8 protein-coding genes are annotated in these 13240 nt (G+C 59.1%); 6 read left to right on the top strand and 2 right to left on the bottom strand.

Annotated features, from left to right (window positions below):
* Nucleotides 1-150: 150 nt before the first annotated feature.
* Nucleotides 151-2706 (top strand): c-type cytochrome, encoded by a 2556-nt coding sequence (locus JNN07_25840; protein ID MBL9171180.1) that lies wholly within the window; start codon nucleotides 151-153, stop codon nucleotides 2704-2706.
* Nucleotides 2707-2782: 76 nt separating this feature from the next.
* On the opposite strand, the gene JNN07_25835 is transcribed toward JNN07_25840, so the two are convergent.
* Complete coding sequence (locus JNN07_25835) at nucleotides 2783-3379, bottom strand: hypothetical protein (GenBank protein ID MBL9171179.1); 597 nt, start codon at nucleotides 3377-3379, stop codon at nucleotides 2783-2785.
* Between the two features lie 384 nt (nucleotides 3380-3763).
* Between JNN07_25835 and JNN07_25830 the strand changes: the two genes are divergently transcribed.
* Nucleotides 3764-4015 carry a transposase gene (locus tag JNN07_25830; GenBank protein MBL9171178.1) on the top strand — a complete coding sequence of 84 codons (252 nt, stop codon included), beginning with the start codon at nucleotides 3764-3766 and terminating at the stop codon, nucleotides 4013-4015.
* 294 nt (nucleotides 4016-4309) lie between these two features.
* Here JNN07_25830 and JNN07_25825 read toward each other — a convergent pair whose 3' ends face one another.
* Nucleotides 4310-5113, bottom strand: a complete 804-nt coding sequence (locus tag JNN07_25825; GenBank protein MBL9171177.1) for a flagellin — start codon at nucleotides 5111-5113, stop codon at nucleotides 4310-4312.
* A 505-nt stretch (nucleotides 5114-5618) separates the two neighbouring features.
* Here JNN07_25825 and JNN07_25820 point away from each other — a divergent pair.
* The 4 genes from JNN07_25820 to JNN07_25805 all read left to right on the top strand — a co-directional run.
* Nucleotides 5619-8051, top strand: coding sequence for a phenylalanine--tRNA ligase subunit beta (locus JNN07_25820; GenBank protein ID MBL9171176.1), 2433 nt, complete (start codon nucleotides 5619-5621; stop codon nucleotides 8049-8051).
* A 13-nt stretch (nucleotides 8052-8064) separates the two neighbouring features.
* Nucleotides 8065-10569 (top strand): DUF1549 domain-containing protein, encoded by a 2505-nt coding sequence (locus tag JNN07_25815; GenBank protein ID MBL9171175.1) that lies wholly within the window; start codon nucleotides 8065-8067, stop codon nucleotides 10567-10569.
* 36 nt (nucleotides 10570-10605) lie between these two features.
* A complete protein-coding gene (locus tag JNN07_25810) occupies nucleotides 10606-12081 on the top strand; it encodes a DUF1501 domain-containing protein (protein MBL9171174.1) in 1476 nt (491 codons plus the stop codon).
* Between the two features lie 604 nt (nucleotides 12082-12685).
* On the top strand, nucleotides 12686-13240 hold a 555-nt coding region (locus JNN07_25805), incomplete at its 3' end, for a hypothetical protein (GenBank protein MBL9171173.1).

The following is a 13240-nucleotide window of genomic DNA, read 5'->3' as shown; positions in this document are numbered from 1 at the left end:
TGATCTCAACGATGAGCCCAGAATGGCTCCATCCTACTATCGGCGGCAAGTGACAATTTTGAAGGAGGAGACGTCGCTAGCTGCAAATCGTTCTGGCCATGAATATCTCCTCCCCTCTAACGTCCTTAGAACGCTCAACTCAACATGTCTATGCGCATCTCGTACGGTTTCAACCAAGTTTCGGCCCGCTCGCTCACCCAAGTGATCGTGGGCGCTCTGCTCCTGTGCCAGAGCGCCAGCATCTCCGCGCAAAGTCTCGCCGGCAGCGCCACTCCAGTCTCCAAGCTGCGCGTGGCTCCCGGCTTTCAGGTGGAACTGCTCTACACGGTCCCCAAGGACAAGGAAGGCTCTTGGGTCAACGTCTGCACCGATCCTCAGGGAAGATTAATCGTCAGCGATCAATACGGCGGACTGTTCCGAGTCACCCCGCCGGCTCTGGGTAGCAAATCCAACGACACCAAGATCGAGAAGATCCCCGTTGACCTCGGCGAAGCGCAAGGATTGCTCTGGGCCTTCGACAGCCTCTATGTGGTGGTCAATAAGGGCAGAACTTACACCAGCGGACTTTACCGCGTCCGCGATACCAACGGGGACGATCAATTGGATGAGGTCAAAATGTTGCGCAAGATCGAAGGGGGAGGAGAGCACGGCCCCCACGCCGTGATGCTGCATCCAGACGGAAAATCCTTGGTCGTCGTCTGCGGCAACCACACCAAGCCCACCACGTTCAACAGCTCACTGGTGCCTCAAGTCTGGGGTGAAGATCACCTCATCCCCCGCATGTGGGATGCCGGTGGCCATGCCGTAGGAATCCTGGCGCCCGGAGGTTGGATCGCCAAGACCGACCCTCAGGGAGAAAAGTGGGAGCTGATCAGCATGGGCTATCGAAATCAATTCGATGCCGCCTACAACCGAGAAGGCGAACTCTTCGTCTACGACGCCGACATGGAATGGGATATGAACACCCCGTGGTACCGCCCCACACGCGTCTGTCACGCAGTCAGCGGTAGCGAATTCGGCTGGCGCAGCGGCACCGGAAAATGGCCGATCTACTACCCTGACAGCCTGCCCGCAGTCGTCAATATCGGCCCCGGATCGCCAACGGGAGTCTGCTTCGGGTACGGAGCGCGTTTTCCTCAGAAATACCAGGATGCGCTCTACATCTGCGACTGGAGCTATGGCAAACTTTATGCAGTTCACCTCCAGCCCAATGGCTCCACGTTTGGAGGACAATTGGAGGAGTTCGTAACCGGAAGCCCCCTGCCCTTGACGGATGTCATCGTCAACCCCAAGGACGGAGCCCTGTATTTCACGATCGGCGGCCGACGCACCCAGTCCGCTCTCTACCGAGTCACAGCCTCGAATGCCAGTCTGGCGCAAACCACCCCGTCACCGGCCAGCAGGGATGGCGAAGCCAAGCTCCGAGCTGCCCGGCGCAAGCTGGAAGCCTTCCACGGACAGAAAAACCCGGAGGCGGTCAAGGTGAGCTGGAGCTACCTCAAGCACTCCGACCGCTTCGTTCGGTGGGCCGCCCGTGTAGCCCTGGAGCATCAGGATCCCTCCTCGTGGCAGCAGCGCGCGCTGCGGGAAACCAATCCGCAGGCCTCCCTTGAGGCGCTCCTCGCTCTGGCTCGCGTCGGAGACAAAAGCCTGCAGTCCGAACTGCTCAACTCCCTCGGAAAGCTCCGTTGGAATCGACTGAGTGAAGCCCAACAACTGTCCTTACTCCGTGTCTATTCGCTCGCCTTCATTCGAATGGGCGCGCCGGACGCCGCCACCGCGCAGCGCGTCGGCGATCAGCTCGACCAGGTTTACCCCGCCTCCAGCCGAGCTCTGAACGCGGAGCTCAGCAAGATGCAGATCTACCTCCAACACCCCCAGGCCGGCGCCAAAACCTTGGCTCTGCTTGACAAGGCTCCCACCCAGGAGGAACAGCTGGACTATGTCTACGCCCTGCGCATCTTGAAGTCGGGTTGGACTCCGGCCCTCCGGGCCAGTTACTTTGCCTGGTTTAACAAGGCCGCCAGCTATCGAGGTGGACATAGTTTCGCCGGTTTCGTGAAAAACATTAAAACCGAGGCGCTGAAGGGTTTGTCGGAAACCGAGCTTGCTGCCCTTAAGCCCATCCTGGACGTGAAGCCGGTCCGAAAGTCCCCCCTAGATGTCATGGCCGGCAGCACGCTCGCAGGACGAACCACCTCTCGGGATTGGACCGTCGCGGACTTGGCCCCCGCGCTGGACAAGGGCCTCAAGGGAAGAAGCTTTCAGAAAGGGCGCGAACTCTTTGGAGCCGTAGCCTGCGCAGCCTGCCATCGATTCAATGACGAGGGAGGTTCTTACGGTCCAGACCTGACTGGAGTCGTGGGCCGCTTCAGCCCCAAAGATCTGTTGGAGTCCATCGTCCAACCGAACAAGGAAGTGAGCGATCAGTATGCTCCAGTCGTTGTCACCCAAAAAGATGGCGAGCAAATCACGGGCCGGGTCGTCAACTTGAATGACAATAACGTGATGATCAGCCCGAACATGTTCGACCCGAACGAAATCGTCTCGGTCAATCGCAACAATGTGGTGTCCATGGAACCCTCGAAGGTCAGCCTCATGCCCGAAGGGCTCATCAACACACTGAAGGAAGAGGAGATCTTGGACCTGGTAGCCTATCTGCTGTCGAAGGGCGATGAGAAGAGCCCCATGTTCAAGAAGAACTAGGGCCCCATCAACACATCGCCGTCAGTTACCCTGACCGAGCCACCACGGCGACGTAAACGTCGCCGTGGTTGAAGTGTCAGGGTATCGACGTCGACTTTCCGTCCGATGAGCCTGAGCCGGCGGGAGAGCGGGAGGCGTTGAGGCTGACGAGAGCCTGGTGGCGAAGATCCGCCGCCAGCGCCCAGAGTAACACAGCCGCCCCGAAGCCGAGCGAGACCAGAAAAGTCCAGCCTGCCGCCGTTCCCAAGCAAATCCCACTCGTTTCGAGCCACGGCCGTCGCTCCAAATACCAAGCGCACAGAACCACCAAGGCCAAGGGCTGAACGAAACCGAGGGCGACTAAACCGCGGGAAATCCAGGCGGGAACCGCCTTCAGGTCGGCCGGGCCGGCGGCGATCGAAAAAAACGAGACCAAACCGGCTAGGGCGTGCACCACCAGGGCCATGAAATAGCGCACCAACTCGGGCTGCGTTGCCCCCCAACTGCTCAGACAGACGCATTGCATCACTAACACCCCGGTTGCGATCCAGCGAGGGCTCAGCACAAGAACGTAGGTCAACAGGCAGGGGGAAGGCTCAGCTCCGATCAGGCGACGCGAGCGACCCAAAAAGGCAGGCAAAATGCCGGTGATCACGACCGCAACACTCACCGAAGCGAGCGTCCAAGAATTCATAAGGCCGACTCGTGAAGATGTCCCTTGGGTTCGGCAAAAAACATGGCACCCAGGTTCGGGACGAACAACGACCCAAAATACAGACAGCCCCCCGACTTGAGCCGCCAGAAGCCCCAACTACATCCTCGCCCCAAAATGATGGGGCGTGCCAATCCCGAACAACACAACCAATTCATAGGCAAGACTTAACCTCAGCAACAAGCAACCAGGGCGGGCCCCGTCCCAGCGTTCACGACGTCAAGAGCTTGCAACTTCGACCGGTCATGTCGAGAAATGTTCAAAAGGATTCTCCCTAGCAGCCTGTCGGACTTGTCCCCAACGGACGTGAGTCCGGCTGTGAACCTCATTTGTGCTGAAGAATGACATAGGAAACGTCGCGGCAGGCTGCTAACTATTTTTCCTACGGAAAAGAGTCGAGCCACTGAGAGAATGAGACCTCAGATGAAGACTCAGAAGGGACGGGAGGAGTACAAGCTTAGGCAGCAAACGGTGGAGCCGGTGTTTGGAGTCATCAAGAGTGTGCTTGGCTTTCGGAGGTTCAGGCTGCGTGGATTGGAGAAAGCGAAGCTGGATTGGACGCTGGGGAGCACGGCCTACAACCTCAAGAGACTGCACCGGATGGTGGGGGCGGTCTAAAAGGCAAGGGCAGCGGGATGAAAAGAGGCAAAACGGGCGGTTTTGAAGAATCAGATGGGTTCCTCACCCCGACTCCGAGTCGGGGTGGTTGCTAGCAGGCCGGCATCCAAAAAAACCCGAGAACCGAACAATAGCCCTGGCGGGCACCCTGCAGAACGATGTTCTAGGTCCGACGGCCTGGTAGGCCAGAAAGAATCACCCCGGAACAGAGCCTTCCTTGGCTTCCTCTGTCCCGGGGTGTTGATCAAGCGACGAACGCGAGGTCCGCCTCTTGTTTTTTCTCCACGAGGCTAACTAAGAGATTAGCCTCAAAACCGATTGTGGCACGGAGTTCGCCTGCGCCAACATCGCTGTGCCTGACTGAGACAGGATGTTGTATTTTGCGTAGGCAGTGCTCTCTTCTGCGACGTCTACATCCTTGATCCTACTATTCGCAGAAGACAGGTTGTCACGCAACACCGACAGCTGTTCTGAGGTGTATTGCAACCGAGCCAAGCTCGCACCCGCAGTCGCACGATCCGAAGCCAGCTGGGTGATGGCGTTCTTAACCGTCGTCAGTGCTGTGGCGGCAGTACCCGCTGAACTCACGCTAGCGGAGGCCAGTCCGGTATAGGTGGCGCTGCCGAGGTTGACTCCCGACATGCTGAACGTCGTGCCTTCGCTGTCGATGGTGACGTTGAGGGCTGTGGAACTGAACAAACTCACCCCGTTGAAATCCTTCGTCGTCACATTCGTGATGTAGGCGGACAAGGTGGAGAATTCGTTGTTATACAGCACTCGATCGTTGTCACTCTTGGTGACATCCAGGGACAGAATGGCCAGTTCACTCATCCGGTCGAGTGCCTTGGCAACCTTGCCCATGAAACCGTCCTGGGTCTGGCTGAAGGAGACGGCGTTGTTAACGTTGTTCTTCGCAGCGTTGGTTCGGCTAATCTGCGCGTCGAACCGCATGGACACTGCCAGACCGGCAGCGTCATCCTCAGGCGAAGTGATCTTCGAACCAGAGGACAATCGGGCCAATGACTTGGCCAGCATGGTGGTGGATTCTGCGAGAAGACGAGCTCCGTTTAAGGCGGAGGTATTTGTATTAATAACCATAGACTTCCATGTTTAATCCCGAAGAGGGATTGGTATTTTCACGACGTCCTGTCGCGGGTAGGTTTTCTTCCTTAGGCACCCACCGTTTTCCTTTGCCGGAGTGATCCTTCAGGTCACCGGCCACCTGGTCTACCTGACAGGAAGTAAATCGACTTGCGGTGGGCTTCCTTGAATTATTTTTGTTAAAAACGGAGCCCGCGAAACCTCGTAGCACGAGGTCGACCTAATCACTGCCTGATGGTAGGGCGAGACTTTGTTCGAGCCCATGAATGCCCGAGGCTCTCCTGCAATCAATGGGGCAGCCCGATAAGGACCTCTCGGTAACGAGTACGAAACTTCGCTCCTCGCGGTGACCCTTTATACTTTTCCGCACGTCGGGCCACCTACCACCTACCACCTACCACCTACCACCTACCCCACCCCACTAACCCCTTCTTGCTCAGACTTGCTTTGGATCGCTGGATCTTTGATAGTCGCCTTCCCCGATGATCGGGAAGATCTTACGATGAAAGTGACGCTGAATTGGCTGAAGCAGTATGTGGACTTTTCCTGGTCGCCGGAAGAGCTGGGCGAACGCTTGACCCTGCTGGGATTGGAAGTTGAAGCCATGCACAAGATTGCTGGAGACTTCCAGCAGATCGTTGTTGGCCAAGTCATTACCCGCAATCAACACCCCAATGCCGACCGCCTGTCCCTGTGCACCGTCAACGATGGGACGGGGGAGCGCCAGATTGTTTGCGGCGCGCAGAATTTTAAGGCCGGGGACAAAGTTCCTCTCGCCCTGCCCGGCGCCATCATGCCGACCGCTCCGGGCGAACCGCCTTTTGTCATCAAGGTCGGAAAGATCCGAGGCTGCGAATCGCACGGAATGATGTGCTCCGCCAAGGAACTTGGATTGGCCGAGGACGCCGAGGGTTTGCTGCTGCTACCCGCGGATGCCAAAGTGGGACAGCCCTTCGCCGAGCATCTCGGGCGTTCGGGCAGCGACGTGGTCTATGATCTCGAGATCACTCCCAATCGCCCCGATTGGAATAGCGTGATCGGGATCGCCCGCGAAATCAGCGCACTCACGGGCAACCCGCTGCGGCTCCCCTCGCTGTCAGTCCCGGAAAGCACCGACGGCGAATCAGCGGCCGATCGTGTCGACGTCGAGCTGCAGGCCCCCGAGCTCTGTCCGCGTTACACCGCCCGGGTCTTGCTGGGCGTCGAAGTCCGCCCCAGTCCCGATTGGCTCAAGACCACGCTCGAAAAAGTGGGCGTGCGCAGCATCAACAATATTGTCGACGTCACCAACTTCGTGATGCTCGAAACCGGCCAACCCCTGCATGCCTTCGACTATCATCTGCTGTCGCGCGAAGGTGCCGGCAAACCGCGCATCGTGGTTCGCCCGGCCGCCGATGGGGAAACGTTTACGACCCTCGACGCCCAGGCCCGCACGCTGAACTCGCAGATGCTGCTGATTGCTGACACCTCCAAAGGCATCGCCCTGGCTGGGCTCATGGGCGGAGCCAACAGCGAGATTCAATCGACCACCCGCGACGTTCTGCTCGAGAGCGCCTACTTCAAACCGCAGAATGTTCGGGCCACCTCGAAAGCCCTGGGACTCAAAACCGACGCGTCGTATCGGTTCGAGCGAGGAGCTGATATTGGGATCTGCGACTGGGCCAGCCAGCGAGCCGCGCAGCTGATCCTGCAAACCGCCGGCGGCCGGGTCGCCTGCGGCGTTGTCGATGCCTATCCACAGCCCGCCCAGCCCAAAGAAATCACCCTGCGATCGGAGAAGACGCGCGCGGTGCTGGGAATCGACATCCCACTGGCTCAGCAGTCGGCCGGATTGCAAGGCCTCGGACTGAAAGTCGTCGCGAGTTCCGAGAGCGAAACCCGCTATCAAATCCCCAGCTTCCGCGTGGATCTTAAACGCGAGCATGACCTCATCGAGGAGGTGGGACGGCTCTACGGCATCGACAAGATTCCATCAACTCCCCCCCGGGGCGGCGTGGGATCCCATGTGTATGACTCCATCCATGATCAGATCGCGGAGGTTCGACGGCTGCTGACCGGTCTAGGACTTAACGAAGCCCAAGGCCAGACGCTGATCGCCGGAAACGCCGCGAAACGAGTGACTGCGCCCGCTAACCTGGTGGCTCTCGCTTACCCGCTCAGCAGCGACATGGATGTGCTGCGCCCCAGTTTGCTACCCGGACTGCTGGACTCCCTGCGTCACAATCTCAACCGCCAGAACCATGATCTGGCGCTCTTCGAGGTCGGACGCGTGTTCACTCAGAATCAGGGCCAGATCAAGGAAGAGAGACGCGTCGCCATCGCCCTCACCGGTGCTCGAACTTCCACCTTTTGGACCGGATCCGAACGGGAATCCAAAAAGGACATTTACGATCTGAAGGGATTGCTGGAGGAGCTCTTGGAGCAGATCGGGCTCCGCGGCGTGGCCTACATCCGTCGCGCCGAGTCCTCCGAGTTCTACCTCGAAAGCGCGGGTGTTCAGCTGGGCAAGCTCGTGGTGGGTGAATTCGGACAGCTCTCGCCGCTGCTCGCCAAACAGTATGATTTGCGGGATCGCGTGTTTCTGGCTGAACTCTCCCTGGACTTCCTGCTGGCCAAGCGGAACCCGACCAAATCGTTTAAGCCGCTGCCGGCATTCCCCAGCATCCGGCGGGATATCGCCATGCTGGTGCCCGAACCCGTGACCCACGAGGCAGTCCTTCAAGCTGTCCGGCAGACCAAACCTTCGAACCTCGAGTCGGTGGAACTCTTCGATGTGTTCCGCGGCAAGAACCTGCCCGCTGGTCAGAAAAGCGTCGCCTACGCTTTCACCTACCGAGCGGCCGACCGCACCCTAACCGATTCCGAGGTCAACATAACTCACGACAAAGTGGTGGCTCAATTTCAAACCGGCCTAGGGGCGACGCTCCGGGGCTGAACGACATCTCATCATGCATCCGCGGCAACTCATCTGGATTCTGGCGGCGACCGGCCTGCTCACGGGGGGCTCTCTTCAAGCCAAGCTCTCCGCCGAAAAAATCGCCGCCTTGCCGCCTGCAGCCACGCGCACGGTGAGTTTCCGCGCGGATATCAAGCCGATCCTGGAAACCTCCTGCGTTAAGTGCCATGGCAAAGGCAAATCGAAAGGGGGCTTCAACCTGGATGTGCGGGAGTCCCTGCTCAAGGGAGGAGACTCGGGGGCATCGGTCGTGATCGGTAACAGCGGCGAGAGCTATCTGATCGAACTGGTTTCCGGCTTCAACCTCGACAGCATCATGCCGGAAAAGGGAACCAAGCTCACCCCGCTCCAAGTGGGGCTGCTACGGGCGTGGATCGATCAGGGCCTGGCGTGGGACTCCGACATTAGCTTTGCCAAACAGCCACCTCGCAACCTCGAGCCTCGCCGGGTCGAGCTTCCAACCGCCGAGGGATCTCAGCATCCGATCGACCGACTCCTGGCTGCTTCGCTGCGGAAGGCCGCCATCCATCCTGAAAAAGTCGTCGACGACCGGACCTTTGCCCGCCGCGTCTACCTGGATGTGATCGGCCTCCTTCCGCCACCCGAAGAGCTGGCCGCTTTTCTGGCCAGCTCGGAGCCCGCCAAACGCGAGCGTTTGGTCGATCGCCTGCTGGGCGATAATCAGGCCTACGCAACTCACTGGTTCTCCTTCTGGAATGACCTATTGCGCAATGACTATCGCGGCACCGGTTACATCGATGGCGGCCGCAAGCAAATCTCTACCTGGTTGCATTCCGCGCTCGCCACCAACCTGCCCTACGACCGGTTTGTAGCACAGCTGGTCCACCCAACTCCAGAGACCGAGGGCTTCACCAAGGGAATCGTCTGGCGAGGTGTCGTCAACGCGAGCCAAACCCCTCCCATGCAGGCGGCGCAAAATATATCTCAGATCTTCATGGGCGTGAACCTGAAGTGCGCCTCCTGCCACGACAGTTTTATCGACGACTGGGCGCTGGCCGATTGCTATGGCATGGCGAATCTCTATGCGGACGAACCCCTGGAACTGGTTCAGTGTGATAAGCCGATCGGAAAGAAAGCAGTCACCCAATTCCTCTACCCGCAGCTCGGAGCCATCGCGGGAGACCTGCCCAAGACCAATCGCACGGCGCGGCTGGCCGAGATCATGACCCAGTCGGAGAATGGTCGGCTGCCACGAACCGTCGTCAACCGCATCTGGGCTCGGCTCCTGGGTCGTGGTTTGGTGGAGCCCATCGACGATATGGAGCAAAAAGCTTGGTCCCCCGACCTGCTCGATTGGCTGGCGGAGGACTTGGTCGCCAATGGCTACAATCTCAAGCACACGCTCAAACGAATTCTCACGTCCCAAGCCTACCAGCTTCCAGCGGTGAACCTGAGCGAAACTCCCGACGCACAGTTCGTGTTCCAGGGACCCGCCATTCGCCGTCTGAGCGCCGAGCAGTTCCGCGACGCCCTGGGCGCGTTAACGGGTGTCTGGCATAGCGAGCCGGCCAATGAATTCGATCTGGCCGCGGGAGCCTCCGAAGCCTTCCTGGAAACGGTCCGAGTGCCTTCCCAGGCCCAATGGGTTTGGTCGCATCCCGGGGCGGAAACCAAGGCGGCGCCCGGCGATCTGTTTCTCAGAAAAACCTTCACGCTCGAAGCCCTTCCGGATCGAGCGACGGTGGTTGCCTTGGCCGACGACTCCTGGACGGTGTTTGTAAACGGCACTCAGGTGCTTTCCGGCAAGAACCTTAAAACCGCCAGCCACGCGAACCTAAAGCCGCATCTGAAGGTCGGTGTGAACCTCATTGCCGTCCAGGCCGCCAACGCTGCACCCAAGCCGCCTGAGAAAGACAAGAAGCCCGAGGATCCCGCCAGCCCAGCGGGCGTGATCGTCTTCGCGCGCCTCGAAACGGGAACCCAGCTCCTGGAGCTCTACACCGATCGAACCTGGACCTGCACGACCAACAATCCCGCCGATTGGAAAAAGCCCGACTTTGGTGCCTCCGCATGGCTCCCCGCCGTCGAGCTTGGCTCCATCGTGAAGTCCCAAACTCCCTGGACGGGTGGACTGGCCGCACTGACCCGCGCCCTGAGCCTCGAGGCGGCGCATGGCCACATCCGCGCCAGCTTGGTCCCGGCCGATCCTTTGACCACCGCCCTGGGACGCCCCAACCGCGAGCAAGTCATGACGTCCCGCACCTCCGCGGCCACGACGCTCCAAGCCCTCGAACTTTCTAACGGAGAAACCCTGGCCGGCCTGGTCAAGGCCGGAGCCTCAAAGTGGACCGCCAAGCCGGGGCCAGTCCCGCGCGAGCTGAGCCAGCAGATCTTTCAACGTGGACTAGGACGTCCACCCACGGCACGAGAGCAGGAACTGGCGAACGATCTCCTGGGGCCACAAGTCAAACCCGAGCACGTGGAAGACTTGCTCTGGGCCATCGCGATGCTGCCTGAATTCCAGCTGATCTATTAGTCCAAGCAATAACGATCCTCGACCCTCCACCCGACTATGAACCGACGAGATTTCCTAAAATCAGCGAGCGCCGCGACGCTGTCGGCCCTGGCGGCGGGGCACCCACGGGTCGTCCTCGCGGAAGATGCCGAAAAGCTCTCCGCCACGGCTGACACGCTGATTATCCTCTGGATGGGCGGTGGCATGGCCCATACCGAGACCTTCGACCCCAAGCGCTACACCCCGTTCGAAAAGGGGCTGGCTCCGAACAAGGTGCTGAGCACTTTTCCCCAAATCGACACCGCGGTTGATCACATCAAATTCTCGCAGGGACTGGAGAAGATCGCCGGCGTCATGGACCGGGGATCACTCATCCGAACTTACACTGCCGGGGACCTGGGTTTCATCCTGCATTCTCGTCACCAGTTCCACTGGCATACGGGCTACGCGCCGCCGCAAACCGTGGCCGCACCTCACATCGGTGCCGTGCTGGCTCGAACATTGGGACCGCGCGATTCCGCCGTCCCCTCGTTCATCAACATTGGACAGCGCTTCGACATCGGTGAATCCGAAGAGGTCAAAGCGTTTACCACGGCCGGGTTTCTGGGCAGCGAGTTCGGCCCGTTCAACATTCCGTTCCCCGATCAGGCCGCCGAGGCGGTTCGCCCTCCCGGAGGCATGAGCCCGGATCGCTTTTCCAACCGCGACCGCTTTTTCCGGCGTCTCCTCGATGCGAACCCCGTTTATCAGAACGGCAGTGAGTATCAGCGCGATTCCTTGCTTCGCTCCTTGGACAACGCCCACCGCCTGCTCAGCTCCCCCGCCGCCAAGGCCTTCGACCTCTCGTTGGAACCCTTGGAAAACATTCGCAAATACGCGCCTAGCTATGAGCCGGGAAAGAAGTTTGCCGCCGCTCGCGAGCGTTTTGGAACTTACGAACAACAGAACATCGGCCGCTTCGGTCTGGGCTGCTTGCTGGCTCGCCGCCTGACCGAGGTCGGCGCCCGGTTCATTGAAGTCACGACGGAGTACATCCCCTTCCTCAATTGGGACACCCACGAGAATGGCCATACGAAGCTGAAGGCGATGAAGGAGCAAATCGACGCTCCCGTAGCTCAACTCGTCCGCGATCTCGAAGAACGAGGCTTGCTGAACCGCACGCTCATCGTGCTTGCCAGCGAGTTCAGCCGCGACGCCATTTTGGAGGGAAGACCGGACAAGCCCATCAAGGATCAAGTCGATGTGCCGGAGAAGATTGAGGACATCAAGCATTACGGGATGCACCGTCACTTCACCGACGCCGGCAGCGTGCTGCTCTTTGGCGGCGGCATCAAGAAGGGCTTCCTGTATGGCAAGACAGCGGATGAACGCCCATGCAAGCATGTGGACAAAAAGGTCGTCATCGAGGATCTCCATGCCACGATCTACCGCGCCATGGGCATCTCCCCGAAGCTAGCCTACGAGATCGAGAAGCGCCCCTTCTACGTCACCCGCGACGGCCACGGCAAACCCATCTTGGATCTCTTTGCTTAGCATTCGTCGAACCGCCACCGAGGCGGTTCGACGAATGGAATTGTAGCGACGTCCGACCTCGGACGCTCCCAAACCGATGGGCCGACACGGCCCACACTACATTGTAGCGTCATCCATGTTGGACGATTCCCCAGCCCCGAACGCAGCAGGCGGAGAAGCAGGTCAGGTTAACGAAGCCACCACGCCGATGAAAACCGGGCCGGGCCATGAGAGACTGTTGAACTGCGATGGACGCAAAGGACGCGATGTCCGATACCGAAGAACGGCAAAGTTGATCGAGGCCAATCCAATCGAGTTTAGTGTTCGGATCTCCCCCCCGGATCTCACATTGCGTCCTTCGCGTAGGTATGAGTTTTGTCCAGCGGTCCTGAAAAACTCAGGCAGCATTGCAGAACGGACGGAAACGGGGCCACCATAAGGGCCAGTTGGTCTTGCTAACTAGCTGGCGGCATTACGGGAGACCCTCGATATGGACGCTTGGAGTAATACTCCGACTTAGCGAATGAGATCGGCGAAAAGCACCTACATGGGGACCGCCCCGCATACCTGAGTGCATGTAAATCGCCTGACCCGTTTCCGTCCGCCTGCTCTTCCAAATAAGCATATGGACTCGATTGAGACGATATTCAAAAACCTCACAGGCCGCGTAGTCGGCTTTGATTCCCATCCGGACAGCTTCACGGCGGCCCTGCTGCAGGGCCGGACTCCCGCTGAAGCCATTACTCAAAAAACCTTCAACCAAGTGCCCATGGGCCAGTTAGTGAGCTGGGCTCAGAAACACACCACCTCGGAGGACTGCATCGTTTTAGAGGCTTCGGGCAATAGCTTTGATGTCGTACGACGACTGGAAGCTATTGGTCGCACCGCTCTGGTGTTGGAAAGCTGCCATATGGGCAAGCTCAAGGAAGCCCATGCCAACAATGACAAAATCAGCGCTATTCGCATCGGCAAAGCCTTCCTCTCCGGCACGGCTAAGCGAGTCTGGGTTCCTGACCCCAAAACCCAGGAGCGTCGCGATTGCTTCCACATGCATCGTAAAACAGTCAAACGCTGCACCCAAACGGTCAACCGCCTTGACTCTTATCTCAGCGATAGCGGAGTGCGACTCGACCAATCACTCACCGACTTGGACCACGAGAGCGCCCTAAAACTGATCAAT

The sequence above is a fragment of the Verrucomicrobiales bacterium genome, assembly GCA_016793885.1.
Lineage (GTDB): Bacteria > Verrucomicrobiota > Verrucomicrobiia > Limisphaerales > UBA11320 > UBA11320.
Note: the sequence above shows the minus strand (reverse complement) of the source record. Positions and strands in the feature narration are given on the sequence as shown.

What these genes read in the sequence shown, in the direction of transcription:
- JNN07_25840 (MBL9171180.1), top strand. Translation starts at nt 151, where the DNA reads ATGCGCATCTCGTACGGTTTCAACCAAGTTTCGGCCCGCTCGCTCACC.
- JNN07_25810 (MBL9171174.1), top strand. Translation starts at nt 10,606, where the DNA reads ATGAACCGACGAGATTTCCTAAAATCAGCGAGCGCCGCGACGCTGTCG.
- JNN07_25815 (MBL9171175.1), top strand. Translation starts at nt 8,065, where the DNA reads ATGCATCCGCGGCAACTCATCTGGATTCTGGCGGCGACCGGCCTGCTC.
- JNN07_25820 (MBL9171176.1), top strand. Translation starts at nt 5,619, where the DNA reads ATGAAAGTGACGCTGAATTGGCTGAAGCAGTATGTGGACTTTTCCTGG.
- JNN07_25835 (MBL9171179.1), bottom strand. Translation starts at nt 3,379, where the DNA reads ATGAATTCTTGGACGCTCGCTTCGGTGAGTGTTGCGGTCGTGATCACC.
- JNN07_25825 (MBL9171177.1), bottom strand. Translation starts at nt 5,113, where the DNA reads ATGGTTATTAATACAAATACCTCCGCCTTAAACGGAGCTCGTCTTCTC.